Annotated in this window: 27 protein-coding genes; 16 read left to right on the plus strand and 11 right to left on the minus strand. The window is 67.0% G+C overall.

Features of this window, described 5'->3' with window-relative positions:
• Positions 1-3 precede the first annotated feature (3 nt).
• Positions 4-1,212 (plus strand): homoserine O-acetyltransferase MetX, encoded by a 1,209-nt coding sequence (metX, locus tag C491_RS07650; protein ID WP_005554998.1) that lies wholly within the window; start codon positions 4-6, stop codon positions 1,210-1,212.
• 53 nt (positions 1,213-1,265) lie between these two features.
• On the opposite strand, the gene C491_RS07655 is transcribed toward metX, so the two are convergent.
• Together C491_RS07655 and serB are read right to left on the minus strand one after the other, a co-directional pair.
• Positions 1,266-1,646 carry a hypothetical protein gene (locus C491_RS07655; RefSeq protein WP_049891575.1) on the minus strand — a complete coding sequence of 127 codons (381 nt, stop codon included), beginning with the start codon at positions 1,644-1,646 and terminating at the stop codon, positions 1,266-1,268.
• Between the two features lie 90 nt (positions 1,647-1,736).
• Entirely contained in the window at positions 1,737-2,381 is a 645-nt protein-coding gene (serB, locus tag C491_RS07660; protein WP_005555001.1) for a phosphoserine phosphatase SerB, read from the minus strand.
• A 130-nt stretch (positions 2,382-2,511) separates the two neighbouring features.
• Here serB and C491_RS07665 point away from each other — a divergent pair, with 130 nt between their 5' ends.
• Entirely contained in the window at positions 2,512-3,240 is a 729-nt protein-coding gene (locus C491_RS07665) for a hypothetical protein (protein ID WP_005555002.1), read from the plus strand.
• 54 nt (positions 3,241-3,294) lie between these two features.
• Here C491_RS07665 and C491_RS07670 read toward each other — a convergent pair whose 3' ends face one another.
• Positions 3,295-4,494 carry a mechanosensitive ion channel family protein gene (locus C491_RS07670; protein WP_005555004.1) on the minus strand — a complete coding sequence of 400 codons (1,200 nt, stop codon included), beginning with the start codon at positions 4,492-4,494 and terminating at the stop codon, positions 3,295-3,297.
• Between the two features lie 163 nt (positions 4,495-4,657).
• Between C491_RS07670 and C491_RS07675 the strand changes: the two genes are divergently transcribed.
• Positions 4,658-5,554 (plus strand): DMT family transporter, encoded by an 897-nt coding sequence (locus C491_RS07675; protein WP_005555005.1) that lies wholly within the window; start codon positions 4,658-4,660, stop codon positions 5,552-5,554.
• An 83-nt stretch (positions 5,555-5,637) separates the two neighbouring features.
• Complete coding sequence (serA, locus tag C491_RS07680) at positions 5,638-7,221, plus strand: phosphoglycerate dehydrogenase (RefSeq protein WP_005555007.1); 1,584 nt, start codon at positions 5,638-5,640, stop codon at positions 7,219-7,221.
• 35 nt (positions 7,222-7,256) lie between these two features.
• Here serA and C491_RS07685 read toward each other — a convergent pair whose 3' ends face one another.
• Entirely contained in the window at positions 7,257-7,868 is a 612-nt protein-coding gene (locus C491_RS07685; protein WP_005555009.1) for a class I SAM-dependent methyltransferase, read from the minus strand.
• Between the two features lie 82 nt (positions 7,869-7,950).
• Positions 7,951-8,271 (minus strand): cupin domain-containing protein, encoded by a 321-nt coding sequence (locus C491_RS07690; RefSeq protein WP_005555010.1) that lies wholly within the window; start codon positions 8,269-8,271, stop codon positions 7,951-7,953.
• Between the two features lie 142 nt (positions 8,272-8,413).
• Between C491_RS07690 and hisI the strand changes: the two genes are divergently transcribed.
• From hisI to C491_RS07710, 4 genes are all read left to right on the plus strand, one after another.
• Positions 8,414-8,779, plus strand: a complete 366-nt coding sequence (gene hisI / locus C491_RS07695; RefSeq protein WP_005555012.1) for a phosphoribosyl-AMP cyclohydrolase — start codon at positions 8,414-8,416, stop codon at positions 8,777-8,779.
• Between the two features lies 1 nt (position 8,780).
• On the plus strand, positions 8,781-9,938 hold the full coding sequence (locus C491_RS07700) for a DUF7118 family protein (protein WP_005555013.1): 1,158 nt from the start codon (positions 8,781-8,783) through the stop codon (positions 9,936-9,938).
• A 64-nt stretch (positions 9,939-10,002) separates the two neighbouring features.
• Positions 10,003-10,416: a universal stress protein gene (locus C491_RS07705; protein WP_005555014.1), complete on the plus strand. Its 414-nt coding sequence runs from the start codon at positions 10,003-10,005 to the stop codon at positions 10,414-10,416.
• A gap of 49 nt (positions 10,417-10,465) precedes the next feature.
• Positions 10,466-10,975 (plus strand): HPP family protein, encoded by a 510-nt coding sequence (locus tag C491_RS07710; protein WP_005555017.1) that lies wholly within the window; start codon positions 10,466-10,468, stop codon positions 10,973-10,975.
• Between the two features lie 18 nt (positions 10,976-10,993).
• Here the strand turns inward: C491_RS07710 and C491_RS07715 are convergent, their stop codons facing one another.
• Both C491_RS07715 and glmM read right to left on the minus strand, forming a co-directional pair.
• On the minus strand, positions 10,994-12,067 hold the full coding sequence (locus C491_RS07715) for a hypothetical protein (protein ID WP_005555018.1): 1,074 nt from the start codon (positions 12,065-12,067) through the stop codon (positions 10,994-10,996).
• A gap of 59 nt (positions 12,068-12,126) precedes the next feature.
• Positions 12,127-13,491, minus strand: coding sequence for a phosphoglucosamine mutase (gene glmM, locus C491_RS07720; RefSeq protein WP_005555019.1), 1,365 nt, complete (start codon positions 13,489-13,491; stop codon positions 12,127-12,129).
• Positions 13,492-13,581: 90 nt separating this feature from the next.
• On the opposite strand from glmM, the gene C491_RS07725 reads away from it, so the two are divergent.
• The 3 genes from C491_RS07725 to C491_RS07735 all read left to right on the plus strand — a co-directional run bounded on the left by C491_RS07725 (position 13,582) and on the right by C491_RS07735 (position 17,069).
• Positions 13,582-14,412 carry an HVO_0234 family beta-propeller protein gene (locus C491_RS07725; protein ID WP_005555021.1) on the plus strand — a complete coding sequence of 277 codons (831 nt, stop codon included), beginning with the start codon at positions 13,582-13,584 and terminating at the stop codon, positions 14,410-14,412.
• Positions 14,409-15,194, plus strand: a complete 786-nt coding sequence (locus C491_RS07730; protein ID WP_005555022.1) for an FkbM family methyltransferase — start codon at positions 14,409-14,411, stop codon at positions 15,192-15,194. Before C491_RS07725 ends, C491_RS07730 begins: the two co-directional genes overlap by 4 nt.
• 348 nt (positions 15,195-15,542) lie before the next feature.
• Positions 15,543-17,069 (plus strand): polysaccharide biosynthesis C-terminal domain-containing protein, encoded by a 1,527-nt coding sequence (locus tag C491_RS07735; protein ID WP_005555024.1) that lies wholly within the window; start codon positions 15,543-15,545, stop codon positions 17,067-17,069.
• 28 nt (positions 17,070-17,097) lie between these two features.
• Here the strand turns inward: C491_RS07735 and C491_RS07740 are convergent, their stop codons facing one another.
• Both C491_RS07740 and C491_RS07745 read right to left on the minus strand, forming a co-directional pair.
• Positions 17,098-18,186 (minus strand): GNAT family N-acetyltransferase, encoded by a 1,089-nt coding sequence (locus C491_RS07740; protein WP_005555026.1) that lies wholly within the window; start codon positions 18,184-18,186, stop codon positions 17,098-17,100.
• A gap of 9 nt (positions 18,187-18,195) precedes the next feature.
• Entirely contained in the window at positions 18,196-19,143 is a 948-nt protein-coding gene (locus C491_RS07745; RefSeq protein WP_005555028.1) for a polysaccharide deacetylase family protein, read from the minus strand.
• A 535-nt stretch (positions 19,144-19,678) separates the two neighbouring features.
• On the opposite strand from C491_RS07745, the gene C491_RS07750 reads away from it, so the two are divergent.
• The 5 genes from C491_RS07750 to hjc all read left to right on the plus strand — a co-directional run bounded on the left by C491_RS07750 (position 19,679) and on the right by hjc (position 24,486).
• Positions 19,679-20,971: an amidohydrolase gene (locus C491_RS07750; protein ID WP_005555030.1), complete on the plus strand. Its 1,293-nt coding sequence runs from the start codon at positions 19,679-19,681 to the stop codon at positions 20,969-20,971.
• A 54-nt stretch (positions 20,972-21,025) separates the two neighbouring features.
• Complete coding sequence (locus C491_RS07755; protein ID WP_005555031.1) at positions 21,026-22,309, plus strand: adenosylhomocysteinase; 1,284 nt, start codon at positions 21,026-21,028, stop codon at positions 22,307-22,309.
• Between the two features lie 160 nt (positions 22,310-22,469).
• A complete protein-coding gene (locus C491_RS07760; protein ID WP_005555032.1) occupies positions 22,470-23,003 on the plus strand; it encodes a DoxX family protein in 534 nt (177 codons plus the stop codon).
• An 88-nt stretch (positions 23,004-23,091) separates the two neighbouring features.
• On the plus strand, positions 23,092-23,913 hold the full coding sequence (locus C491_RS07765) for a CPBP family intramembrane glutamic endopeptidase (RefSeq protein ID WP_049891578.1): 822 nt from the start codon (positions 23,092-23,094) through the stop codon (positions 23,911-23,913).
• A gap of 54 nt (positions 23,914-23,967) precedes the next feature.
• Complete coding sequence (hjc, locus tag C491_RS07770) at positions 23,968-24,486, plus strand: Holliday junction resolvase Hjc (RefSeq protein ID WP_005555035.1); 519 nt, start codon at positions 23,968-23,970, stop codon at positions 24,484-24,486.
• Between the two features lie 3 nt (positions 24,487-24,489).
• Here hjc and C491_RS07775 read toward each other — a convergent pair whose 3' ends face one another.
• Positions 24,490-26,130 (minus strand): sensor histidine kinase, encoded by a 1,641-nt coding sequence (locus tag C491_RS07775; RefSeq protein ID WP_241431297.1) that lies wholly within the window; start codon positions 26,128-26,130, stop codon positions 24,490-24,492.
• Between the two features lie 252 nt (positions 26,131-26,382).
• Positions 26,383-26,604, minus strand: coding sequence for a hypothetical protein (locus tag C491_RS07780; RefSeq protein ID WP_005555037.1), 222 nt, complete (start codon positions 26,602-26,604; stop codon positions 26,383-26,385).
• Position 26,605: the final 1 nt, after the last annotated feature.

Here is a 26,605-nt window from a genome sequence, read left to right on the forward strand (position 1 = left end):
CCCGTGACGACGAAGGAGACGATCGACCTCGGCGAGTTCCAGTTCCAGTCGGGGGAGTCGATCCCGAGCCTCGAGGTCGCCTACGAGACGTACGGCGAGTTCGAGGGGGACAACGCAGTGTTGATCTGTCACGCCCTGACCGGCAGCGCACACGTCGCCCGTCGCCCCGACGCCGGCGACGGGACCGCGGGCCAGGCTCGAGCCTGGTGGGGCGACGTCGTCGGTCCCGGAAAGGCGATCGACACCACCGAGTACTACGTCGCCTGTGCGAACGCGCCGGGCTCGTGTTACGGGACGACGGGTCCCTCGAGCACGAACCCTGAAACCGGGGACCCGTACGGGACCGACTTTCCACCCGTGACGATCGGGGATTGGACCCGTGCCCAGCGGCTGCTGCTCGACGAACTCGGCGTTGGCCGGCTCCACGCCGTCGTCGGCGGCAGCGTCGGCGGGATGAACGTGCTCGACTGGCTGCGCCGCTACCCCGACGACGTCGAGCGGGCCGCGGGGGTCGCCACGGCCGCCAGGCTCGACGCCCAGTGTCTCGCGCTCGACACCGTCGCCCGCCGGGCGATCACGAGCGATCCGAACTGGAACGGCGGTCACTACTACGGCGGGGCGGAGCCCGAGGAGGGACTGGCCCGCGCCCGGCAGATCGGCCACATCATGTACCTCTCGAAGACCTCGATGGCCCGGAAGTTCGGCCGCCGATCGGCCGGCCGCGAGACGGTCCACGAGACCCCGCCCGACCCCGCGGCCGCCTTCTTCCCCTACCGCGAGGTCGAGTCCTACCTCGACTATCAGGCCGACAAGTTCACCGACCGCTTCGACGCCAACAGCTACCTCTACCTGACGCGGGCGATGGACGACTTCGACCTCTCCGCGGGCTACGAGTCCGACGCCGACGCGCTGGCGGCGTTCGAGGGCGAGTTGCTCCTCCTCTCGTTTACCGGCGACTGGCACTTCACCGTCGAGCAGGCGGAGGTCGTCGCCGAGGCCGCCCGCGATGCCGACGTCGACGTCGCCCACCACGTCGTCGACTCCGACCACGGCCACGACGCCTTCCTCGTCGAACCCGAGAAGGTCGGGCCGCCGCTGTCGGAACTGCTCGAGACGGGCCTGTCCGGACGGACGATCACGGACACGAATCCCGAAATCGAGGACGAGAACGACTCGTTTGCGCCCGTGCACACGAGCCTCTTTTCGAAGTAACGGCGTCCTCGCAGTAATCGTCGTTTCGCGCGTCGGACCGGGACTCAGCCTCGTTAATCAGCGTGGACGGCCGACGGCTGCTCGGCCGAAACGTACTGCTCGCCGAGCCGGCGGTCGTCACGCCGTCGGTCCACCCACCGTCGCAGGTCCCGTGCGAAAAGCGAGAGGCCGGTCAACCGAAGCAGTTGCTGGATCGGTCTCTGGGGCGAGCGAAACGCCGCGATCAGCGACCACATCGACCCCGCGGCGTAGGCGCCAAGCGCCGAGAAGGTCATGCCGAGGGTCAGAAACGTCGTGCCGTACACCATCCCGATCCCCATCGACGGGATGCTCGTCCCGAGAGGAACGCGGGCGCTCGCGTCCCGCAGCGTCGGGGCGAGAAAGAGGATCGAGAGCGTGCTACCTACCATGAACACCAGGTCTTGCCACATCATCGAGACAACTTACTCGACCCTGAGTAAATAACTCTCTTGGTATCGAAATGGCCCGTTACCGTAGAATTTCAGCGCTGGCGACGGCTTGCGTTACTCGCGGTCCAGCACGCCCTCGGCGAGTAACGTGTCACGGACCTCGGCCATCGAGTCGACGACGACCTCGCAGTGGGGCTCGACGGCGGGTTTCGGATCGAACCCGATCGAGAGTCCGGCGACCCGCAGCATCGGCAGGTCGTTCGCCCCGTCGCCGACTGCGACGGTCTCCTCGAGTTCGGCGCCGACGTGGGTCGCGAGGTCCTCGAGAGCGGTGTCTTTGGTCCCCTCGATCAGCGACCCCTCGACGTCGCCAGTGAGCCTCCCGTCGACCATCGGCAGCCGGTTCGAGACGATATGGTCGACCGTCACGCCCTCGCGCTCGAGGGCGGCCTCGACGCCGCGCTCGAATCCGCCCGTGAGGATCGCGGTCGTGACGCCCGCGTCGTTCAGCGACTCGATCAGTGCGCCCGCCCCCTCGCGGAGTTCGACCTCGGCGAAGGCCGCGGCGACGGCTTCCTCGTCGAGCCCCTCGAGCAGCGCCGCTCGCCTGCGGAGGCTCTCGGCGTACTCGATCTCGTCGTTCATCGATCGCTCGGTGATCTCGGCCATCTCGTCGGCGACGCCACACTGTCTGCCAAGCAGGACGGTCATCTCGGAGTCCGAGAGCGTCCCGTCGAAATCGAACGCAACGACTGTCATCGCTCGCCCGTTGTGGGGCCCGGGATAAACCAGTTCAGGTTCCGTCCCGGGAGCGGTCGGCACCCGTCGGCGCTCCCGCGAGACGAACCGCACCCGAAAGCTGTTAGCGACGCGCTTCGACTGTCGCGCCATGTCAACGGAGAGACGACTCGAGTACGACAAGGGGCCGTCGCTCGAGGACGAACCCGGGGACGATGATCCGAACGACGGAGACGACCCGGAGCGCACAGCCGAGCGCAGCGGCCGGCCGACGGTCGAGGCTCCAGCCTGGGCGGTCGGGGTGGCCTCGGGCGTGATCGCGTTCGCGGCAGTCTTTTTGATGAGCCACCAGCTCGCCGGATCGATGTTCGGGACGGGGCTGTTTACGCAGGTCGAGAACGAACCGAGCCGGTGGATGATGTCGAGCTTTACGATGCTCGGCAGCCACGGTGCGGTGATCGTGGAGGGTGAGGAAGCGGCCCACGGGCTGTACGCCCCGATGGGGATGTTCGCCTCCCACGTCTCGGCGCTGGTTCCGCCTCTCGTTCTCGGAGTCGTCGGCTACCTGCTCGCTCGATACGTTCGCCTCGAGACCCTCAGCGATGCCGGGATCCTCGTCGGAACGCTGACCGCGACCTACGTCGTTCCGCTAGTCGCCCTCGGGACGGCCACGCAGTGGGTGCCCGAGGAGAGCGACCCCGCCGCCGGCGAGGTCGGCGCCGAGCAGGAGGTCCTCTCGATTGCTGTCGACGTGTCGATGGTGGTCTCGACGACGCTCTCGGTCGCCCTGTTCGTCTCCCTCGGCGCTGCTGTCGCCGTCCTGCCGCGACTGCTCGAGCGCGCGCCGATCGAAACGACGATCGAAGACGGCTCTGCGTGAGCTGACCCGGGAACGTGTTCTATCGTGTCCCGCCCGACAGGCCGAAAGCGTCCCTTACTCGTCGGGGCTCGGCCCGCTCGGCGGCGATTCCGTGGGCTGGTCGACTCCGTCCGCCCGTTCGTCGCGTCCGCGCGTCGGCTCGTCCGGTTCGCGGAAGTCGAGATGCTGGTCGGCATCGGCCGACTCCTCGAGGAAGGAGAGTTCGCGCTGAGGGAACGGGATCGTGATCCCCGCGTCGGCGAACCGATCGTAGATGCGGCGGTTGAGCTGATCGATGGCCCGCTTCTCGGTCAGCGGGTGCGTGATGTACGCCTGCAGTTCGAAGACGAGTGCGGAGTCGCCAAACTCGTCGAACAGCACGCGCGGCCGCGGCGAGTTGCGAATCATCGGGGCGTCCTCGGCGACCTCCATGGCGATCCGTTCGACGGTTTCGTAGTCGGTTCCGTACGCGGCCGTGATCGGGACGTCGATCCTGATATGTCGCCGCGGCGCGGTCTGGTTGACGACCTGCGTCGAGTTCAACACGGCGTTGGGGACGGTGACCATCGTGTTCTCCGGCGTCAGCACCGTCGTCGACCGAATGCCGATGTCGACGACCGTGCCGCGCATTCCTTCCTCGAGGAGGATGACGTCACCCGGCTTGTACGTGTTGTCGAAGTACAGCGCGATGCCGCCGATCAGGTTGCTGATCGCGTCCTGGGCGGCGAAGCCGATGATGATACCCAGCACACCCGCCGACGCCAGAAACGGCGTCACCTGCAGATCCCAGATCGAGACGATCACCAGCGCGGCGACCGCGACCATCCCGATCGTCCAGAAGTTCTGGAAGATCGGGGCGAACTCGTAGTTGTTCTCGGAACCGTTCGCGACCTCGAGCCAGCGGCTCCCGATTCGGATCGCCGCGCGCGCCCACAGCACCGTCAGCGCCGTCGCGACGGCGTTGCTGAGTAGCGACTCGGCCTCGACGACGCCGAACGCCTGGAGCGAGACGGAGATTCCGATCAGGAGGATCGAGATCGCAAGCGGCGTGTAAATCTCCTCGACGGCCGCCCGTCCGAACGTCGTCGGCGCGTCCTCGTCCAGCGGCCGAAGATACCGTCGGCCGGCCCAGTGGACGAGGCGAGCCAGCAGGTACGAGCCGACGATGATCAGCGAGAGCAACAGCCACTCCCACTCGAGCAGCGACGCCGATAGCGCCGGCTGGCTGGCGCCGTCGAGCCGTAGCCACTGCCACGGGTAGATGGGAGGGGACATCGAAGACGTGTAAGCCGTGGTTAGGGCGGGTAATATACTGTTGGATGTTGCACTCGAGTCTTTTTATACGGGTGTCGAATGCCGTCGGTATCACAACGATGATCAAGGCTCTGTCCCAACTGTTGTCAATGCCCAGTGAGGGGCGGACGGGTGGCGGCGACGGATGACTGCCACGTCGCTCGAGGTGGTAGCGCTCGCGCTGGTGCCGGCGATCCTGTGGGGGCTCGCGCCGATTTTTGACAAGCGCGGGATGGCCAGCGGCGGCGGCTCGATCCAGGCGGCGCTGGTCGTCGTCGTCGTCCAGTTGCTGTGGTACTGGCTCGCGATCGCCGTTCTCTACGGGGAGTCGGCCTTCGCCGGACTGACCCTCGAGGTCCTGGCGGTCTTCGCCTTCGCGGGCGTGATCGGTACGGCGCTTGGCCGGATCGCGATCTTCGTCGGCGTCGACAGGGTCGGTGCGAGTCTCAACAGCACGATTCTGAGCACGCGGCCGCTGTTCGCGACGCTGATCGCCCTCGCGGTTCTGGGCGAACCGCTGGGTCCGGTGACGGGGGCCGGGATCGTGATCCTCGTCGCCGGGCTCTCGACGCTGACGGTCTCGAGAGGCGGCGACCTCGGCGGCTGGACGCCGCGGGATCTGCTGTGGCCGATCCTGGCCGCCGCGACGTTCGCCGTCGCCAACGTCGCCCGCCGGTACGGGATGCTCGAGACGCCGATCTCGGCGCTCGAGGCCGTCGCGATCAACGAGACGGCCGGACTCGTCGCGCTGGTCGCCTACGCGCTCGCCGTCGGCGGGCGCGACGTCCTCGAGCGTCCTCGCGCCTCCTACCGCTACTTCGCCGTCAGCGGACTGCTGACGACGGTCGCGATGCTCTCGTTGATGGCCGCGCTCGGCCTCGAGGCGGGACGGATCGCCGTCGTCGATCCGCTGGTCGCGACCGCGCCCTTCTTCACGCTCGTGTTCGCCGCCGTGTTGCTTCGGGACCTCGAGCGCGTGACGAAGGGTATCGTCGCGGGAGCAGTTCTGGTGGTCGTCGGCGCCGTCCTGATCACGATCTGAGGCAGTTCTTGCGCCCGGTGACGGTTTTTGCCACCCGTGCCGACAACGGAAGGGTTTACCCGTTCCAAGGCGGTGTCTCGCGCATGAAGGTGCTCGTTACGGACCCGATCGCGGACGCGGGTCTGGACGTTCTCAGAGACGCCGGCCACGAGGTCGAAACGGGGTATGAACTCGAGGGCGACGACCTGCTCGAGGCGGTGTCGGACGCCCACGGACTGATCGTTCGCTCCGGGACCGAGGTCGACGAGACGCTGTTCGAGGCCGCCGAGGAGCTCGTCATCGTCGGTCGGGCCGGAATCGGCGTCGACAACATCGACATCGAGGCCGCGACCGATCACGGCGTTATCGTCGCCAACGCGCCCGAGGGCAACGTCCGCGCGGCCGCCGAACACACCGTCGCGATGACGTTCGCGACCGCCCGCTCGGTCCCGCAGGCCCACATCCGCCTGAAGAACGGCGAGTGGGCCAAAAGTGACTACCTCGGCGCCGAACTCGACGGCAAGACCCTGGGCGTCGTCGGCCTGGGTCGGGTCGGCCAGGAGGTCGCCAAGAAACTCGACTCGCTGGGGATGGACATCGTCGCCTTCGACCCCTACATCTCGGAGGAGCGCGCCGACCGGCTAGGCGCCGAACTCGTCGACTTCGAGCCGTGTCTCGAGCGCGCGGACTTCCTGACGATCCACACGCCGCTGACGCCGGAGACCGAGGGAATGATCGGCGCCGAGGAACTCGACCTGCTCGAGGGTGGCTACCTCGTCAACGTCGGCCGTGGCGGGATCGTCCAGGAGGACGCCCTCGCCGCGAAGGTCGAGGACGGTACGCTCTCGGGTGCCGCACTCGACGTCTTCGCCGAGGAGCCCCTCGCCGAGGACTCCCCGCTGCTCGAACACGACGACGTCATCGTCACGCCCCACCTCGGCGCGTCGACCGAAGCGGCCCAGGAGAACGTCGCCGTCTCGACGGCCGAACAGGTCGCCGCCGCGTTCCTCGACGAACCGGTGGCGAACGCCCTGAACGCCCCCTCGATCGACGAGAGCGCGTTCCCCCGCGTCAAACCCTACATCGACATCGCCGAGACCGCGGGCAAGGTCGCCGCCCAGCTGCTCGAGAGCCGCACCGAGCGCGTCGAGGTCTCCTACGAGGGGGAGATCGCCGACGAGGACCTGGAGTTCGTCACCGCCTCGGCGCTCAAGGGCGTCTTCGAACCGCTCGAGTGGCAGGTCAACGCGGTCAACGCTCCCCAGATCGCGAAGGACCGCGGCGTCGAGGTCACCGAGTCCAAGACCCGCCAGGCCGCCGACTTCCAGAGCCTGATCTCGGTGACCGTCGGCAACGGTGACGAGGAAATCTCCGTCGACGGGACGCTGTTCGCCGGCGAGGACCCCCGTATCGTCCGGATCGACGGCTACCGCGTCGACGCGATCCCCCACGGGAAGATGGTCGTTACCCGAAACACCGACGAGCCGGGCGTCATCGGCCTCATCGGCAGCGTGATGGGCAAGTACGACGTCAACATCGCGGGAATGTTCAACGCCCGCGAGACGATCGGCGGGGAGGCCCTGACGGTGTACAACGTCGACGGGCTCGTTCCCGAGGAGGCAAAGCAGGAACTCAACGAGGACGACCGGATCCTCGGCGTCGACTACATCGTACTGAACGGTCAGTAGCTCCGGTAGCCGCCACTCGTTTTTTCGAACTCGAGTCACTCACCTCGGTAGGTCGCCATCACGAACGGTACCGAACTTCCGAGCGGGTCGTCGACGGTTCGCTCCCAGTCGAGCTCGAATCCGGCCCGCTCGAGGGCCTCGCGAGTCGAGCGTGGGCCGGGCGTACTGAAGAACATCGATCGGCCGCTTCCGAGCCAGTTCTCTCGAACGGTTTCGTACCGTCCCGAACTGCCAGTCATCAGGAGCCGTCCACCCGGTTGGAGCACGCGAGCGAGCTCCGCGTAGACGGCGGGATGCTCCGCCCGAGGAACGTGAAAGACCGTGTGGTAGGCCGTGATCGCGTCGACGGCGTTCGCGGCGAGCGGCAGCGCCGTCAGCTCGCCCTGAATGAGTTGCGCTTCTGGGACGGCGTCGGCCGCCAGCTCGAGCTGCCGACGCGAGAGATCGAGCCCGATCCGGTCGACGCCCGCGAGGTTCGCCAGCGTCCGTCGACCGTCGCCACAGCCGACGTCGAGCACCGTCGCCTCCGGTGGTATCGACTCGAGTAGCTCGTCGATCAGCGCTGCGTCGTCGCCGTCGGCGCGACGACTCGCCGCGTACGGCTCGGCGAGTTCGTCCCACGCCCGCCGGAGTTCGCGCCTGTCCATGCTCTGAGGAGGCGGCTCGCGAGCAAGGCGAGACGGCCAAACAGGTGAGGGTTCGACCGCCGAACGCGGCGGCTCGGGATCGTTACGGCGCGCCCACGAGTACGAACCGACTCTCGGCGTCGCCGTTGTGAATCTGGTGGGTCGCGTCCGGCGGAATCCGGATCGCGTCGCCCTCGCTCAGCTCGACCGATTCGTCCTCGACGGTGACCGTCGCCTCGCCCTCCAGGAGCAGGTACACCTCCTCCTGTCCCTCGTCGGCGTGGTCGTGTTCCATCCCCTCCCAGCCGGGCTCGCACTCGAGGACGGTCACACCGACGTTCTCGCAGTTCAGTTCGTCCCGGAGGAAGTGCAGTCCGCTCTGATCGTCGACGTCGTGGTAGTTCGCGGTCGTGTACTCGGCCATCGCAAACCCACGACCACGGGACGAGTGATAAACGTTGGCCGCACCCGAACTCGTACGGTCGAGTCCCGATTGCGGCGGTTGCCGTCCCGTCGGCCCGTCCGACTGCAAAAGATCTATCGCCGGCACGGCCCTCGAGTCGCGCATGGACGAGATCGCGGTCGACTTCGGCGAGGACGGACTCGTTCCGGCCGTCGCACAGGACGCCGAGACCGGCGAGGTGTTGATGCTCGCCTACGTCTCCCCGGAGGCGCTCGAGCGAACCCGCGAGACGGGGCGGGCTCACTACTACTCGCGCAGCCGGGACGAGCTCTGGGAGAAGGGCGCGACGAGCGGCCACACCCAGGACGTCACGGAGGTTCGGGTCGACTGCGACGCCGACACCCTGCTGTACCTGGTCGACCAGGCGGGCGGCGCCTGCCACACCGGCCACCGCTCGTGTTTCTACCGCACGATCGAGGGGGAGCACGTCGGCGAACGCGTCTTCGATCCGGAGGCCGTCTACGAGTAAGATGAGCGAGCGCGTCTCCCGCTCGAGCGACGTCGAGACCGATCGAACGCCCCTCGAGCGACTCGAGGCCGCCCGCGAGCGCTACGCGCAGGCGCGGACGGCGATCGACGACCGCGGCGGCGAGGCAGTCGTCGAGGCCGCCGAGGCCTACCGGGACGCGACGGACCTGCTCGAGCGCTACGTCGACCGAGCGACGGGAACGGGCAGGGAGAACTTCAAGGCCTACGTCGAACTCGAGGGGAAGTTCGACTCGCTGGTCGAGGGGCTTCCCGAGGACCTGAAGGGCCGCGAGGCGTTCGAGAACGCGCTCGACGCCATCGACAAGCGCCGACTGAGCGAGTCCGATTTCGAACGAGCCCACGACGCGCTCGAGCCCGCCGAGCAGTACGCCGAGTTGCTCGAGGAGCGCGACGCGGCCCGCGAGGCCGTCGCCGAGGCGCGCACGGACGCGAGCCGCCGTCGCCGCGAGATCGACGGCGAGATCGACGAACGCGAGCGCCTACTCGAGCTGGCCAACGCCGACCTGGGCGCGCCCGTCGAACGCCTGCGGGAGCCGATCGAGCGCTACGACGAGCTGATCCGGGAGCGGTTCCGGGAGTACCGCCTCGAGGCCTCGGCCCGCGAGGTCTTCGCGCTGCTCGAGCGCAGCCGGTGGTACCCGTTCGTCGCGTTCGAGCGACCGCCCGACGATCTGGAGCGGTTCGTCTTCGACCGACCCGCGGGTGAGTACACGATCCCCGAACTGCTCGAGTACGCGGAGTACTCTCGCTCGAAGCTCTCCCACTACGTCGAGGACGCCGACGAGCTCAAGCGGGCGGTCGCGACCCAGCAGACCTACCTCGAGGGGATCGACGGCGAACCGCTGACCGTCGGCTGGCCGCCCGGTCCCGCAGGTCTCCTCGAGCGGCGAACCCGGGAGTTCCGGCCCTTTGTCGCCCGCGTCGCCGACGAGGAAACCGTCACTGCGCTCCGGGAGGTGCGGGCGCTCGCCCGCGACGACGAGTACGACCGCCTTCAGACGGCGGCCCAGGCCGTCGAGCAGCTGACCCCCGACGAGCGCGAGCGACTGCGGGAGGGCCGGGTCACGGACGAACTCGAAGCCTTGCGGACCGAGCGGGAGCGACTCGAGGCCGCACTCGAGGTCGACGACTCGCTGTAGGACTCGTTCGACCGTTTTCCGCTCCGGGCCACGACTGAAGGAGCCGGCGGTCGTACCCCCCGTCATGACCAGACAGCTGCTCGTCCCGGTGGATGACTCGGCGCCCGCGCGGGCGGCCCTCGAGTACGCCCTCGAACGGTTCCCCGACGACGAGCTCGTCGTCGTCCACGCTGTCGACGACCTCGAGGCGGGGTACGCCGGCGAGCCGTCGGCCGACGACGACGGAGCGACCGACCTCGACGTCTTCGAGGACGCTACGCGACTCGCCGAGGAGCGCGGACGGCGAGTCGAGACCCGCGTCCTCGAGGGGCAGGCCGCCGACGCGATCCTCGAGCACGCCGTCGAGACCGGCGCCGACGAGATCGTCATGGGCAGCGAGGGTCGATCGGGGGTCTCGCGGATGCTGCTCGGCAGCGTCGCCGAGAAGGTCGCCCGGCGGTCGCCGGTTCCGGTCACGATCGTCCCGTCCGACCGGTAAGCGAACTGCAACCAGCGGGATTTTCACGCCGACTCCCGGAGAATCGGGTATGGACGATCGGACGGGGACGACGCTTCACACCGGCCTGCTCATCCTGACGACGGCCGGCGTCGCCTGGCTCTCGGGGCTACCGATGGTGTTTCCGAGCCTCGGCCCGTCCGCGTTCGTACTGGCGCTGTTCCAGGACAGCGATGCGACCTCGCCGCGGCGGGTGATCGGGGGCCACGCGATCGGCGTCGTCGCCGGACTGATCGCCTACCACCTGCTGGCGGGCGGTGTCAGCATGACCTCGGCGACGGCACCGGGCTCGCTCGAGGGGCTTCAGCTCGCGGCCAGCGCCGTCGTCGCGACGATGCTGACCGTCGGCGGTATGCTCGCGACCGACACCCGCCATCCGCCCGCCTGCGCGACGACGCTGATCGTCTCGCTCGGCTTGCTCTCGACGCTGTGGGAGGGGACGCTGATGGTGCTCGCGGTCGTCTTGCTCGTCATCGTCCACCGGCTTCTGCTGGCGACCGAGCGCGTCGGCGCGCGCTACGGTGAGGAGCTTCGGCCGTAGCTCACACGACGGCACGTCTCAGTCGCCGGCGTCGCTCGTCTCGACCTCCTCTCGGGGAAGCTGTTGTTGGAGCACGAACGGGCCGAAGTCTGCCGCGGTCCGCCGCGCGATCGTCGCGATCCGGAGCACGTACGCCAGCAATACGGCGAACGGACTGAACAGCGCCGTGATCGTCGCGGCGACGACGACGACGTAGACGTAGGGGTGCAACTCGAGGGCCAGCAGGTTGCCGTACGAGAGGACGATGAAGGCACCCGCCAGCAGCGTCGGGAAGCCGACGTACAGCAGGATCTTCGAGAGATCCGCCAGCTCCTGTTGCATGTACACCGTCTTGAAGTACTGGCGGGCGACGTGGATGTCGCCCAGTAGCTCCTCGAGGCGCTCGAGCTGGTCGTCGGCGGCCGCCGAGAGGTCGAATCGGTGGTACTCGCGGATCTTTCTGACCTCCTGGAGCTGCCAGGGATCGTTGTAGTGGAGGATAACCGAAATCACCTCGAAGGTGCCGAACGTGCTCTCTCCGAGCGAGTCGATCGAGTCGTCGTCTCGAGGGGCCGTCATCGAGACGAACTCCTCGACGTCCTCGCGTAGCTCCGTCTCCGCGTCCGAACAGACGTTTTGGAGGCCGAGGGTCGTTCGACGTTTGGCCTCGATCAGCGTCCGTAACAGCGCGGACGGCTCGGCGGGGCTCGGCCGAACGCCGGTGTGGGATTCGATCGACTTCCGGAAGTCGGCGGTCTCTTCGATCCGCTCGAAGAAGGCGCCGGTCGTCCCGAACTCCTCGGAGAGAATCAGCTGGTTGATCGCCAGCACGACGGTAATAAAGGGGAGCATCCCGCCGATCAGCGTCGAGGAGATCGCGACGACGTCGTCGGCCTCGGCGGGCGTGATCAGTGAACTTCGAATCAACGTCAGGGAGACGACGAACGTGGCGACGAGCATCAGTCCGGAGACGGCTCGGCGATCGCCGTGGAGGTAGAGCCAGTGGAGCCAGGCGTCGATCCGCGACTCCGCCCCGACGAGCGGATCGGGCTGGGACTGTGGCGTGTCGTCCTCGTCGGCGACCTCGTGGCGTTGTGTCGACTCTTCCCCCATCTGTTCGATCGATGTGGGTTCTCAAGGCCGAAAGAACTGCTGCCGGCAGCCGATCCGGTTCAGGCGTCGTTTTTCGCAGTCGAGAGGGCCTCGTACATCTCGTCGGCGAGTCCGTTCGCCCGGTCGCCGTCGCGGGCCTCGGCGTAGATCCGCACGAGGGGCTCGGTGCCGGACGGTCGGGCCAGCACCCACGCGTCGCCGTGATCGAGTCGGTAGCCGTCGCGCGTGTTGAGTTCGGCGTCGGCCTCCTGGGCGTGGTTTGCCGCGGCGTCTAACATCGCGTCGCGTTCGGCCGTCGACTCGTACTCGATGTTCCGCCGGACGTTGGCGTAGCCGCTGTAGGGGGCGACGATCTCGCTGACCCGCCGTTCGGCGACGAGTTCGAGGAACCGCGCGGCGGTGTAGGCGCCGTCGCGGGTGAGCCGGTAGTTCGGGAAGAAGATCCCGCCGTTGCCCTCGCCGGCGACGGGGACGTGCTTGTCTTTGGCCTCGAGTTCCCGGATCCTGGTGATGATATTCGTCGAGCCGATCGGGGTCAGCTCGAGTTCGGCACCGATCTCGTTGACGACGTCGACCAGGCGCTGGGAGACGTTGACCGCCGAGACGGTGGTATCCTCGGGCCCGAGTTCGGCCGCCGCGAGCGCGGCCAGCGTGGCGTCGCCCTCGACGTACTCGCCGTTCTCGTCGAAGAAGATCGCGCGGTCGCCGTCGCCGTCGTGGGCGATTCCGATGTCGGCGTCGGTCGACCGGACGAGCCGGCCCAGATCGCCGAGGTTCGACAGCACCGGCTCCGGATCGCGACCGGGGAAGTGGCCGTCGGGCTGGCCGTTGACGGTGACGACCCGACAGCCCAGCCGACGGAAGAACTCCGGGCTGGTCAGCGAGCCCGCGCCGTGGCCGGGGTCGAGGGCGATCGTCAGGTTGGCGTCGGCGATCCGCTCGCGGTCGACCGCCTCGAGCAGCTCGTCGACGTACTCGCGTCTGGCGCCCTCGACCTCGCGGACGCGACCGGTCTCGTCCCAGGAGGCGACCGTAAACGCCTCCGCGAGCAGCGTCTCCTCGATCGACTCGAGGTCGGAGACGGCGAGTTCGACGCCGTCGCGGTCGACGAGTTTGACGCCGTTGTACTGGGGCGGGTTGTGCGAGGCCGTGATAACCATGACCGGAACGCCTTCCCGTTCGGCGTACGCCTGCGCGCCCGGCGTCGGCATGATCCCGAGCCGATCGACGTCGGTCCCCGTACTTGCCAGCCCGCTCGCGGCGGCGTCGGCGAGCATCTGGCCGGTGTATCGCGTGTCGCGCGCGATCGCGATGCGGCCGACCCCCCAGGCGGTCCCCGCTGCCTTCGCGACGCGCAGGACGAACGCGGGCGTCAGCTCCTCGTTGGCGACGCCCCGCGTCCCGCTCGATCCGAATACTTGCATCACGTAGTAGTCGGGTTGGCCCCCCCAAATGGGTTCCGAAGCCGACGGACAGACGGAACGCTTTCGGTCCGCCATCTCGATCCTCGAAACATGGATTCGATCGAGGAGAAACGCGTCTACGGCGACCGGGAGGGTGCCGTCCAGATCTACGTCGCGAGTTCCTTCGGCGTCGTCCGCGTGCGGGCCGCTGGCGATACGGTCGGCGAGTTCGGGCTCTGTGAGCGCTGTGACGCCGCCGACGTCGCCGCGAGCGCGGACGGAATCGCCGTCGCGACCGACGACGACGTCGAACTGCTCGAGCCGGCGGCCGACGCGACCGACGTCGAACTCGTCGGAACCGGGTTCGGTTCCGCGGTCGCGGTCGGCGCCAACGGCTCCAAGCTGCTCGCTGCGGGTCCGGACGGGCGGGTCGCCTCCCGAGTGGACGGCGAGTGGCAGACGCTTTCCGACGACTTCGAACCGACGGTTCGGGCGATCGACGGCGATCTCCTCGCGACCGATCGGGGCGTCTACCGTGTCCACGACGGCGGGCTCGATCACGCCGGTCTCACCGACGTCCGCGACGTCTCGGCAGCGGGCGTTCCGCTCGCCGCTACCGCGGACGGCCTCTACAAGCTCGGCAACGGCTGGATGGAGGCGCTCGAGGGCCCGTTCGAGGTCGTCGCCGCGGACCCTCGATCCGAGCCGGGAAGTCTCCGTCGTGCACACGCGGTCTCGGAGGGAGCCGCCTACGACTACGCCGCGGACGTCGGGGAGTGGCGCGAGCTCGATGTACCCGGGGAGATCGTCGACGTCGGCTACGCCGACGCAGTTTACGCCGTCACCGCCGACGGCCGGTTCCTCGCGGCGACGGGCGGCGAGTGGCGCTCCCAGGTCCTCGGGATCGACGGCGTCGCAGGTCTTGCCGTCCTTTCCGCGTGAGTACCGTCCTCAAGCGTCTCGGCCGATCCGATCCCGGGACGCGGGCGTTTCGGACCCTCCGCGGGCTGGGCTACGGCGCCTACTATCGGCTGGCGGCGCTGAACTACGATCGGGAGCTGTTCCCGCGCCGGAATCGGACGCCTGCGGGGAGGTTCCGGTGTTACGAACCGCTCAACCGCCACGGCGACGACCGGATGCTCGCGGAGCTCGAGGCCTGCTGTGGCCCGTCGGCAGCCGTCTACGACGTCGGCGCGAACGTCGGAATCTACGCGCTCGCGCTGGCGACCGACGAACCGGATCGGCGGGTCGTCGCCTTCGAACCCGCACCGCGGACAGCCGACCGACTGTGCGCGAACGTCCGACTGAACGGGCTCGAGGATCGGATCGACGTCCGGCCCTGCGGGATCGGTGACGAGAGCGGCGACCGCCCGTTCTACGTCTCCACGTACCCCGAACTCTCGGCGTTCGACCGGGCCAGCGCCGCCCGCTGGGAGGCCTCGGTGGCCGACGTCCGACCGGTCCCGATTCGCCGGCTCGACGATCTCGAGCCCGAGCTACCGGTTCCCGACGCAATCAAGATCGACGTCGAGGGGGCCGCACCCGCAGTCGTCCGCGGCGCCGCGGAGATCCTCGAGCGACACGAGCCGACGGTGTTCGTCGAGCTCCATCGGGACGGCCTCGCCGACGATATCCTGGTCGAGACGAGGGCGGCCCTCGAGACCGTCGGCTACCGAATCAGGGAACGGGACGAGTACTGGCGCTGTGAATCCTGTGGGAGATAATCACACGACACCGGAAGCCACGAAAACGGGTTCTGTGGGGCGCTCGAGCCGGCCTCGCCGGGGATCGCGTTGCTTATTTACCGTATAATAATCCCCCATCCGTCGGTACGATCGATCGATGGTTCTGCTCCGTTGGTCGTCGCTCTTCCCGCTTTGCCGGTCGGCCGTACGACGGCGTTCGAGCGTTGGTACGTCGAGACGGAATCGAAAACCCGACTTCGTCGCCCTTGGCGACGATTCGACCGCCGCCTCCCCGAGGGACGCGCTGATCGAGCGAAAGGGGGCGACCGCGGTCGGGAGCGGAACACGATGCACTCTTCGGGCAGCGTTCGAAACACCTCCTAACGAATGAAGCGGAGCATCACCAGCGGCTTTCTCTCGATCCTCGGCGTGAAGTTTCTCCTCATCAGTCTCGACTTTCTCTCCTCGCCGCTGCTGACTCGGTTTCTCGGAGAAGGGTACGGTGACTACGCGGTCTTGATGTCCATCTTCGCGATCTACATGATCTTCGTCAGCACGGGCGTCGGGGACGGCGTAAGGAAGTACGTCGCGGAACAACGCGACACCCCACACTGGGACGAGCACGTGGTCGGGTTCTACCTCCGACTGGCGCTGTTGCTCGCCGCCGCCGGCTGTTTCTTCCTCGCGCTGGCAGCCCAGTCCGGTTTCATCCAGAACCACCTCGGCACCTCCTACCAGACGTACTTCTATCTCCTCTCCCTGCTCGTCTTCACCTCCCAGTTCCGCGAGTACACGCGCCGAACGCTCATGGGATTCGGCCTCGAGCGCTACTCCGAACCGCTGCTCTTTCTCGACAAGATCCTCTTTATCACCGTCGGCGTCGGGCTCGCGTATCTCGGCTACGGCGTCCCCGGGGTGCTGATCGGCCACATGACGGGCGCGGTGGTGACGTCGGTGATCGGCCTGGCGGCGATCCACCGACAGGTGCCGCTGACGACGGCGCTGTTCAAGATTCCCTCGCGGGAGTTTCCGCGCCGCGAGCTCTTCGCGTACAACGGACTCAGCATCGTACTGATTCTCTTCCTGACGTCGCTGTACGAGGTCGACGTCGTGATGCTCGGCTTCTTTACCACGGCCCAGGAAACCGCCTACTACCGGATCGCGCTCACTCTCGCGGAGTTTCTCTGGATCGTGCCGCTGGCGCTCCAGAACGTTCTCCTGCACTCGACGTCGAACATCTGGGCGAACAACGACCGCGAGCGGATCAACTCCCTCGCCGCCCGCATCACGCGGTACACGCTGTTGTTCACCCTGTTGCTCGCGGTCGGACTCGCGGCGCTCGCGCCGATCGCCCTGCCGATCATCTACCCCGATGACTACATCGCTAGCTACGTGCCGATCCTCCTGTTACTCCCCGGCTGCGTCGGCTTTGCCCTGGCGCGCCCGGTCCTCGCGATCGGCCAGGGGAAAGGCGACCTCCGAAAGCTGATCGTCGCGACCGGTGCGGCGGCGATACTCAACATCACACTCAACGGACTCCTGATTCCTCAGTACGGAATGTACGGCGCCGCCGCCGCGACCAGTATCAGTTACGGGCTCATGTTCATCTTCCACCTCTGGAGCGCCAGATCGATCGGTTTCTATCCGGCCGCGGACGCTCGAATTCCGCAGGCGATACTCGTAGGCGTCTCCGCGGCGGTTCCGATCTTCCTCCTGACGGAGTTCCTCCGGGGCTCGGCCATTCCGCTGGTCGTCATCGACCTTCCCGTTTCGTTGATCGTCGTCCCACCGGTCGGCGCGATCGTCTTCCTCGGGCTCTCGATCCTCTTCGGTGCGGTCGACGTCGACGAAATCGTCGACTTCCTCGAGTCGGCCCCGGATCCGATCGGCCAGTTCGGCTCGAGCCTCCGGTAACGTCACCGTCGCGGAACGGTACGAGCACTCAGCCGCTGTCGATCTCGCAGAACGCGAGCCGCCAGTTCGATGCCTCCGTCAACCGACGACCGGAGAGGGTCCACGCCGTCGGCTCCGTTCCGGACGGTCTGACAACGTGGGTCGACGACGAGGTAGCCCACGTCAGGGGCGGTCGCTGATCGCTGTGGAACCCACGAGCCCGGAGCGCTCCCTCGGGAATCACCGCCCCGGGGGCGACGAGGACGTCAGCGTCCGCGTTCTCCCGAACGACGTCCTCGAGCAGTCCCGAGAGGATCGCCGTTCGGTACGTGTCGGTTCCCGCCGCGAGCGGGAGCACGTCGACGATTCGGACGGTGGTTGGTCCGTCGTCTCGCTCCCGCCGACCGTAGACCAGCGCTCCGACGGCGTCTCCGTCACGGGTCGCGAGAACGGTCCGGTAGTTCCACAGCGGGTTCTCGAAGCGCCAGTCGTAGAGCGCCTCGTCACGGACGACGTGAAACGCCGACACCGTCTCGGCGTCGGCCAGCGCCGCGAGCGTCGCCGTCGGTACGCCATCGTAGCGCACCCGTTCGACCGCGTCGCTGGAATCGGCACGACGGTCCCTGAGTGCGCCGTAACTGCTTGCGGCGGTCCGGGCGAGCACCTCGATCGGCTCGAGAGCCGGCAGCCAGGCGGTCGGGTTCTGGATCCGGTAGTAGCTCTCCCGCTCGCCGACGACCCGCCAGCCGAGCTTGAGGTTACCCGGCAGCGAGCGGTGGTTCGAGAAGTTGAAGAAGAGGTCGACGTCGTCCTCGTAGCGCTCGATCGCGCGTTCGGTCATCCGTGTAAAGAGCCCGCGTCGCTGATGGTCGGGGTGGACCATCGAGTCACAGGGCTCGAACGCGTCGTATCGGTCGTCTCCCGCGGCGACTCGGAGCGGGAAGAATGACCGCGCGCCGACGAGTTCGCCGTCGCGCTCGGCGACGACGATCGGAACGTGGTCGACGTAGGGGTTCGCCTCGTACTTCCAGGCGAACCAGTCCGTTCCCATTCGTCCGCCGAGCACCTCCTCGAACAGCTCGAGGAACGCGTCTCTGTCGGCCGGCTCGTACTGTCGGATATCGTACGGATCGGACATCGTCTGAGGTTACAACGTCTTCGCGCGTGCGGGCCGAGAGCGTTCCGCCCGCTGCACGTCGTCGGCGATACCGCTCATCGTGTCGACGCGGAGATCGCTGGACTCGCGTCGACGATCGATATGCCGGACGATCGACCGAAGCCGTCGGTGGTGAGCAGGAGTGCGAAGGTTGTGGGGATGCAGCCAGAGGTGTAACACGCCGTCGGTCTCGGCGACTTCGTCGATCCCGGCTTTGACCTGTCTGAGGACCGGATCCTTCCCGAGCGCGGCGAACGGTTTCTCGTACTCCTGACCGAAGTTGAACAGGTAGATCGACGCCGGGACGTTGACGAGCCCGTACTCGTCGACGTGCGGTTCGACGATCGGCGGCGTCGGCTTCCCGACGACTGCACTCGAGACCTTCGTAAGCTGTCGACCGATCGTTCCCCGCTCCTCGAGCAGTCGGTTCACGCCACGGTAACACTCGAACCCGTGCTCGGCGAGCAGATCCCGGCGACGAACTCTGTTGACCGGGAAGACGAACGACGAGAGGTCGTACCCCTGTCGGGCCGCGGCTCGGGTGCAGTTTCCGATTTCGCGGGCCGCGAACTCGTCGGTCATCCGCTCGTGCTCGAGGTGGACGTGGGTAAAGCCGTGGCCGCCGATCTCGTGGTCGACGGCGGCGTTCGCGATCTCACCGACGAGTTCGTTCGCACACCAGACGTCGTTCGCCTCGAGGTCACCGACCGCGTGCTGACAGCAGCGCTCGCCGGCCGGATGGTCCCGGTGACAGCGCGGACAGGAGTCCAGAAACAGGTGACCGGTAACCGCCCAGGTCGCCGGAACCTCGTAGGCGTCAAACAGGTCCCGGAGGTGAAGCCAGTTTTCGCGAGTGTTCCGGAGCAGCGACTCCGGAACCTCCCTGTCGTGAAACCCCCAGCCGAGTTCCGCGTCGAGAGAGATGACTACTTTCCCCATCGTCTCACCCGTCCGTATCCGCGACGGTGGTTGCTCGCGAATAGCGCTCGTCCGCCCGGCGTTGCGCAGAGAAACGGCCGATCTGCAGTCCTTTCGCCGCGTACTGTTGACGACTCATCTCTGTCGGAGCGTGGGTTTTACCGAGTATAGTGTTTAATCTCTTAAGGAACAGTCCGAATATTACCACGGTTTCCCGCTGTTCGAACCCCGCTGTAGTGGCCGAAAGCCGAGTAAAGAGTTCGCTCGAGTTATAGTAGTTGGACGCCGGAGTCGGGGCCGGCAGCTGCCGGCCGTCCGATCGATTCGTGTCGACGGTACGATCGATTTCACTCCGCGAACGATCCGACACCGCTCACGGCTGCGAGTTATACGGTGATCGTTGTCCATCTGGTCCAATGGTGGAACCCGCTATCAACGAGCTAAGCGACGCCGGTGACGTTGTCGCTGCGAAACGGTTGGCGGGCCAAGGTTTGTGCCCCTCGAGTCCGCTCGTTGAATCGACACGCTAAGGCGGGCCGACGAGAAATCCGAACTGATGGCGACGCTTTCGATCACCGGCGGCCAGGTGCTGTTGCCCGACGGGACCGTGACGCGCGCGGACGTACTGATCGACCAGGAGGGCGGCGAGATCCTCGAGGTCGGCCCCGACCTCGCGGGCGAGGAGACGCTCGACGCCTCGGGGGGACTCGTGACACCCGGGTTCGTCAACGGTCACAGCCACGTTGCGATGACGCTGTTGCGGGGGTATGCCGACGACAAACCGCTCGAGAGCTGGCTCCAGGAGGACATCTGGCCGGCCGAGGGGGAGCTCACGGCCGAGGACGTTCGGGTCGGTGCGGAGCTTGGACTGCTCGAGATGATCAAGGGCGGGACGACCGCCTTCGCCGACATGTACTTCGAGATGCCCGAGATCGTCGACGCCGTCGACCGGGCGGGGCTTCGCGCGCGCCTCGGTCACGGCGTCGTCACCGTCGTCAAGGACGACGCGGGCGCCCGCGAGGACCTAGAGACGAGCCTCGAGTTTGCCCGCGAGTACGACGGCGCCGCGAATGGCCGGATCTCGACTGCCTTTATGCCCCACTCCCTGACGACCGTTGGACGAGAATACCTCGAGGAGTTCGTCCCGAAGGCCCGCGAAGCGGGCGTCCCGATCCATTACCACGCAAACGAGACGGTCGACGAGGTAACGCCGATCGTCGAGGACCGGGGCGTTCGCCCCCTCGCGTACGCGGCCGAGCTAGGGATGCTCGAGCCCGAAGACTTCGTCGCCCACGGCGTCCACGTCGACGAGAGCGAGATCGGCTTGCTCGCGGAGGCGGGGACGGGCGTGGTCCACTGTCCGGCCTCGAACATGAAACTGGCGAGCGGAATGGCGCCGGTCCAGCGCATGCTCGAGGCGGGCGTGACGGTCGGACTCGGGACCGACGGCGCGGCCTCGAACAACGACCTCTCGATGCTCGACGAGGCCCGCGACGCCGCGATGATCGGCAAGCTCGCCGCCGAGGACGCCAGCGCGGTGCCCGCCGAGCGAATCGTCGAGATGCTCACCCACCGCACGGCCGACGCGATCGGGCTCGAGTCGGGTCGCCTCGAGGAGGGCGTGCCCGCCGATCTCGCCGTGATCGACCTCGAGGAACCCCACCTGACGCCGGCTCACGACCTGGTGAGCCAGCTCGCCTACGCCGCGGCCGCGTCCGACGTCCGCCACACGATCTGTGACGGACAGGTTCTCATGCGGGACCGGGAGGTGCTGACCCTCGAGGAGGACGCGGTGCTCGAGCGGGCGAGCGAGGCGGCCGAGTCGCTGGTCGCTCGCGCCGAGGAGTGATCCTCGCTTCGGCACTTCGGTAGCGTTTTCCCCACCCTGGCCCTCCGTCGACACATGACCGAGTATCCGCCGATCAGCGATCAGCTGGACGACCTCGAGTCCGCACGGGAGGAGGGTCGTCGCAAGATGGACTGGGCCGCCCAGCACATGCCCATCCTCGAGCACGTCCGCGAGGAGTTCGTCGCCGAGCAGCCCTTCAAGGGCGAGCGCATCGCGATGGCGATGCACGTCGAGGCCAAGACCGCGATGCTCGTCGAGACCCTCGCCGAGGGCGGGGCCGACGTTGCGGTGACGGGCTGCAACCCGCTCTCGACCCACGACGACGTCTCGGCGGCGCTCGACGCCCACGAGAACATCACGAGCTACGCGAAACGCGGCGTCGACGACCAGGAGTACTACGACGCCATCGAGGCCGTCATCGCCCACGAACCCACCGTCACCGTCGACGACGGGATGGACCTCGTCGCCGCAATCCACGAGGACTACCCCGAACTGATCGACGGTATCGTCGGCGGTGCGGAGGAGACCACCACGGGCGTCCACCGCCTGCGTGCGATGGACGAAGACGGCGCGCTCGACTACCCCGTCTTCGCGGTCAACGACACGCCGATGAAGCGACTGTTCGATAACGTCCACGGCACCGGCGAGTCCTCGCTGGCCTCGATCGCCATGACCACGAACCTCTCGTGGGCCGGCAAGAACGTCGTCGTCGCCGGCTTCGGCTACTGCGGGAAGGGCGTCGCCCGGAAGGCGTCGGGCCAGAACGCGAACGTCATCGTCACCGAGGTCGAACCCCGCCGCGCGCTCGAGGCCCACATGGAGGGCTACGAAGTCATGCCGATGGCCGATGCGGCCGAGAAGGGTGACGTCTTCCTCACGACGACCGGCAACCGGGACGTCATCGTCGAGGAGCACTTCGAGGCAATGCAGGACGGCGTCCTGCTGGCCAACGCGGGCCACTTCGACATCGAGATCGACCTCGAGGCGCTCGACGATCTCGCCGTGGATCGGTACGAGGCTCGAGACGGCGTCGAGGCCTACGAACTCGAGGACGGTCGCCGGCTGAACGTCGTCGCCGAGGGTCGCCTGGTCAACCTCGCCGCGCCGATCTCGCTCGGTCACCCCGTCGAAGTGATGGACCAGTCGTTCGGCGTTCAGGCGGTCTGCGTCCGGGAGATGCTCGAGAACAGCGAGGCGTACGACGCCGGCGTCCACGACGTCCCCGACGACCTCGACCGGGAGATCGCCGAGATCAAACTCGAGGCCGAGGGCGTCGACTTCGACGCGCTGACCGACACCCAGCGCGAGTACATGGATAGCTGGGACCACGGGACGTAAGTTTCTCGACCCTCTCCCTTGGGGTCCCTCGAGGCTATTGTCCCGTTATTTGGGAATGGAAACTTTTCAACAGTTGTAGTTAGTTTCCCTCGCGGTGGGGACCAGCTGCGGTATATAGGTGGTTGTCCGTCCTACGTATAGCTGTACGAGGAGAACGATCATGCAAACACCCACCATCAACCGACTCGAGAGCCGCCTCGGAGGCGTAACCATAGACGGACGGCCCCACCAGCTGGGCGTCTGGGCGATCTTCGGACTGCGCCTGCTCATGGGCTGGGTCATGCTCGCGGCGGGCTGGGCCAAACTCGTCGGTGACTTTAGCGCCTACGGCTACCTGGCGAACGTCGACCCGGCGAGCCCGGCTAGCGCGATCTTCGGCGCGATGGCGGCGAACGGGACGCTGATGGCGGCCGTCGATGTGATCGTCCCGGTCACGCAGGTGCTGATCGGTGTCGCGCTGCTCGCCGGCGCGTTCGTCCGTCTGGCCGCGCTGGGCGCCTCGATCCAGATGGTGATGTTCTACTTCGGTAGCTGGGACGTCGCCGGCGGACTGGTCAACGATCAGCTCGTCTACGCCGCGGTGTTCCTGGCTCTCGGAGCCCTCGCCGCGGGACGGATCCTCGGCCTCGACCGCTACCTCGAGAGCCACCCGATCGTCGAGCGGTACCCGAAACTCCGGTACCTGCTCGGCTGATCGCCGACCGACTCTCGTTCCCGCTCTTTTCATATCGTCTTCAGCTGAAAGAGGAACGCCCAAAAGTGGGCTTCCCCTAGGCCGGCGTATGGCAACAGTAGACCGGGCGGACGGTCGGGTGAGATCGCTCCTCGTCGCCGTCTTCCTCTCGGTCGCCGCGATCGTCGCGTCGCAGTTTACGACGCTCCCGGCGTTCCTGCTCGATCCCGCGCTGCTCGAGTCGCCGGCGGAGGCATCGAACACGGCAACGTTCGTCCTGCTGACGCTGAACTTCCTGGGTTTCTTCCTCGTCGGCGGATTCTACCTCTGGTGGACCGAACGCGGCTGGGACTGGCTCGACCTGCGGATGCCGACGCGGCGCGGCTGGGGATACGTGCTGGCCGGGATCGTCGGCAGCATCGTGTTCGTAATGCTCGTTAACATCGTCGCAACGGTGCTGCAGCTTCCCTCCTCGGAGAATCAGGTCGTCGAACTGATCGGCGACGATCCGAACATGGTCCTGCTCATGATCGTCGTCGTCTTCCTCTTCAACGCACCGGCCGAGGAGTTTCTTTTCCGGAACGTGGTTCAGAAGCGCCTGTACGCCGCCTTCTCGCGAATGGGCGCCGTCGTCGTCACGAGCGTCATCTTCGCACTGATTCACATCCCCGCGTACGCGCTGGCAGCCGACGGCGGACTCGCTCCCCTCGGCGCGATCGGCGTCTCGCTGACGGTCGTGTTCTTCGGCTCGATCATCTTCGGCTACCTCTACGCGAAAACGGACAACCTCATCGTGCCGACGGCGGCCCACGCCGCGTTCAACGCCTTCCAGTTCGCGATCCTCTATCTCGTCTTACGCTTTGCACCCGAGGAGGCCGAAGAGATGACGGCGATGGCCGTCGACGTCGCGCTGGCACTAGCTCCGTTCTGAGTTCCTGACTGCGGTTCGTCCCGCTTATTATGACGCAGTGGAGACCTATCGGGTATGTCCCACGCGAAGGGCGGCCGCCGCGAACGGGAGCTCGTCAACGCGCTCGACGAGGCCGGGTTCGCGGTGATGCGCGCGCCCGCCAGCGGTGCGGCGACGGACCGCGAACTCCCCGACGTGCTCGCCGGCGACGGCGACACCTTCTACGCGATCGAGGCGAAATCGAGCGCGGGCGACCCCATCTACCTCACCGGCGAGGAGGTCGAGGCGCTGACCTACTTCGCCCAGAACTTCGGCGCAAAACCCCGCATCGGCGTCCGTTTCGACCGCGAGGACTGGTACTTCTTCCACCCCGCGGACCTCCACGTCACCGACGGCGGGAACTACCGCGTCAAGAAGGAGACCGCGCTCGCCGACGGCACCGACTTTCCCGAGTTCGTCGGCGACTCGGCGAAGGTCACCCTCGAGGAGGTCGACCAGCCCGACGCTGGCCCCGACGAGGACGTCGTCCGCGTGCTCAACGCCGTCAAGCAGGGCGTGATGGACGTCGAGGAGGCCGCGGAGCTGCTCGAGTAGTCGCTACCGACTCGAGGCCTCGGCGGCCGGGAGCCGAACCGTGACGACGCTGCCGCGGGGCTGGTTCTCCGCAAACGAGAGGTCGCCCGACGACAGCGAGACCGTCCACTTCACCAGCCAGAGCCCGAAGCCGCTGCCGTGCTCGAGGGGAGTTTCCGCGTTGGCCTCGAGCGCGGTGAGTTCCTGCTCCGGAATCCCGGGCCCGTTGTCGGCGACCTCGATCCGGACGGTGTCGTTCTCACCGACGACGCGAACGGAGACCGACGGTCGCTCCCCATCGTTGTGAAGCACCGCGTTCTCGATCAGATTCTCGATCGCAGTCCGGAAGCTCTCCTCGTCGATAACGGTGACAGGGCCGATCCCGCCGTCGAGATCGACGGTGAACTGCGCCTGCGGATACTCGCCTCGAGCGTCCTCGACTACCCGTTCGACGACCGTCGTGGCCGATGCGGTCGTCCGGTCGTCCCGGGAGTCGATCGCCCGCTCGAACTGGCGGGCTTTCTCGCTCAACTCGACGACGCGAGTCGCGCTCGCTCGAGCCCGGTCGACGTACTCGCGGTCCGCCGGCTGGACCCGTTCCTCGAGGAGGTCGAGATAGCCGACGGTCACGTTCAGGTCGTTGCGGATGTTGTGACGAAACACGCGCTGGAGCACGCTGCGTCGCTCGCGCTCGATGAGCTGCGTGACGTCGTCCAGGTAGATGACCCGCCCGGTGTTCCGTCCGAGACCGTCGGTCAGTTCGATCGTTCGGGGCCGAAACACCCGTCGGCCAGCATCCGTCTCGACGACGTGTTCGCCGCCGTCGACGTCGAGTTCGGACGGGAGCGCCACCTCGATGTCGGTTCCGACCGTCTCGTCGCTGAGCAACTCCCGCGCGGTGGCGTTGGCGTCCAGCAGCCGGCCGTCGGCGTCGACGACGACGACGCCGTCGTCCAGCGCGTCGAGCAGTCGCGACCGGGCTACGGGGACGACGTCGATAAGGCGGGTGGTGAAGATGCCGACGCCGAAGAGAACGGCCGTGACAGCGAACCCGATTGGCGTCGGATCGACCGCCGGATGGGGCCAGCCGCGGAAGACGTACGCGATCCCGACGACCCATGGGACGACGACGCCGAGGGCGATGACGAACGACTGTTTCTGGTAGATCGCGGGCTGTCCGATCGCCGTCAGCAAGAGGAGCACCGCCCCCAGCGCGAGGAGTCCCCATCCGAACGCCGCGAACAGCCAGAATCCCGGCCCTCGACTCCGTTCCAGGACCGCCGTCTCCCCGACGGTGACGACGGCGAACTCCGCGTAGAACAGCCCGTGGCTCTGGGTGGTGAGCACGACCAGGACGGTCAGTACGGGCCCGACGAACAGGGCCGTGACGAGTCGACGAGTCACCCAGCGGTCACGTCCGGAGTACCGCAGTACGAACAGCACGAACCAGATCGGTGCCGTCGTGACGCCGAGGTACTTCACCGCGGTGAGGACGACGTACGCCGTCGGATCGAGCGTGAACAGTCGAGCCATCGACCCGATAACCCAGACGGCGACGGCCAGGACCATACAGACGAACAACCGGCCGAGCGGCTTCTCCGAGTGGTTGCGCCCGACGTAGACCGCCAGGGCGATCATCAACCCCGCAGCGACGAAGTGGCTCACCCAGATTATGTCCGAACCGGTCACCCCATGCACAAGTTACCTCCTTCGTCGCCGAGCGAAGCGGCCTACTTCCCCCGTCGGCGCTTCCTCGGCCCCGCCGACGGCATTCGAACGCTGTTCTCCCATCGTTCTATTTCGCATTCACACTCCAATGAATTTATTGTACGATAGTATAGTATAGTGTGTGAACAGGTTAGAACAGCGTGTCTTCGGGACGCCATCTCGAGCAGCGTCTTCCGAAGGATCGATCGATCAGTTCCCATCAGTTCGGTCGTATCGGGGATGGGCCTCCTCGAACGGGGCCCAGCCCAGTCCCATCAGCGCCGCGAAGATGAGGACGAACGCGAGCCCGGTTAGTCCGACCGGAAGCCCAAGGAGAGACAGACCGAACGTGCCGATCGCCGACAGCGCCACGACACTCTCGACGATGGCCCGAACGGCGCTGAACGCACCAGTCCCGTCTGCACCGATCACG

It is taken from the genome of Natronococcus amylolyticus DSM 10524 (assembly GCF_000337675.1).
Taxonomy (GTDB): domain Archaea; phylum Halobacteriota; class Halobacteria; order Halobacteriales; family Natrialbaceae; genus Natronococcus; species Natronococcus amylolyticus.

Coding starts and splice junctions, on each gene's coding strand:
- C491_RS07655 (WP_049891575.1), bottom strand. CDS start 1,646: ATGATGTGGCAAGACCTGGTGTTCATGGTAGGTAGCACGCTCTCGATC.
- serB (WP_005555001.1), bottom strand. CDS start 2,381: ATGACAGTCGTTGCGTTCGATTTCGACGGGACGCTCTCGGACTCCGAG.
- C491_RS07665 (WP_005555002.1), top strand. CDS start 2,512: ATGTCAACGGAGAGACGACTCGAGTACGACAAGGGGCCGTCGCTCGAG.
- C491_RS07670 (WP_005555004.1), bottom strand. CDS start 4,494: ATGTCCCCTCCCATCTACCCGTGGCAGTGGCTACGGCTCGACGGCGCC.
- C491_RS07675 (WP_005555005.1), top strand. CDS start 4,658: ATGACTGCCACGTCGCTCGAGGTGGTAGCGCTCGCGCTGGTGCCGGCG.
- serA (WP_005555007.1), top strand. CDS start 5,638: ATGAAGGTGCTCGTTACGGACCCGATCGCGGACGCGGGTCTGGACGTT.
- C491_RS07685 (WP_005555009.1), bottom strand. CDS start 7,868: ATGGACAGGCGCGAACTCCGGCGGGCGTGGGACGAACTCGCCGAGCCG.
- C491_RS07690 (WP_005555010.1), bottom strand. CDS start 8,271: ATGGCCGAGTACACGACCGCGAACTACCACGACGTCGACGATCAGAGC.
- hisI (WP_005555012.1), top strand. CDS start 8,414: ATGGACGAGATCGCGGTCGACTTCGGCGAGGACGGACTCGTTCCGGCC.
- C491_RS07700 (WP_005555013.1), top strand. CDS start 8,781: ATGAGCGAGCGCGTCTCCCGCTCGAGCGACGTCGAGACCGATCGAACG.
- C491_RS07705 (WP_005555014.1), top strand. CDS start 10,003: ATGACCAGACAGCTGCTCGTCCCGGTGGATGACTCGGCGCCCGCGCGG.
- C491_RS07710 (WP_005555017.1), top strand. CDS start 10,466: ATGGACGATCGGACGGGGACGACGCTTCACACCGGCCTGCTCATCCTG.
- C491_RS07715 (WP_005555018.1), bottom strand. CDS start 12,067: ATGGGGGAAGAGTCGACACAACGCCACGAGGTCGCCGACGAGGACGAC.
- glmM (WP_005555019.1), bottom strand. CDS start 13,491: ATGCAAGTATTCGGATCGAGCGGGACGCGGGGCGTCGCCAACGAGGAG.
- C491_RS07725 (WP_005555021.1), top strand. CDS start 13,582: ATGGATTCGATCGAGGAGAAACGCGTCTACGGCGACCGGGAGGGTGCC.
- C491_RS07735 (WP_005555024.1), top strand. CDS start 15,543: ATGAAGCGGAGCATCACCAGCGGCTTTCTCTCGATCCTCGGCGTGAAG.
- C491_RS07740 (WP_005555026.1), bottom strand. CDS start 18,186: ATGTCCGATCCGTACGATATCCGACAGTACGAGCCGGCCGACAGAGAC.
- C491_RS07745 (WP_005555028.1), bottom strand. CDS start 19,143: ATGGGGAAAGTAGTCATCTCTCTCGACGCGGAACTCGGCTGGGGGTTT.
- C491_RS07750 (WP_005555030.1), top strand. CDS start 19,679: ATGGCGACGCTTTCGATCACCGGCGGCCAGGTGCTGTTGCCCGACGGG.
- C491_RS07755 (WP_005555031.1), top strand. CDS start 21,026: ATGACCGAGTATCCGCCGATCAGCGATCAGCTGGACGACCTCGAGTCC.
- C491_RS07760 (WP_005555032.1), top strand. CDS start 22,470: ATGCAAACACCCACCATCAACCGACTCGAGAGCCGCCTCGGAGGCGTA.
- C491_RS07765 (WP_049891578.1), top strand. CDS start 23,092: ATGGCAACAGTAGACCGGGCGGACGGTCGGGTGAGATCGCTCCTCGTC.
- hjc (WP_005555035.1), top strand. CDS start 23,968: ATGTCCCACGCGAAGGGCGGCCGCCGCGAACGGGAGCTCGTCAACGCG.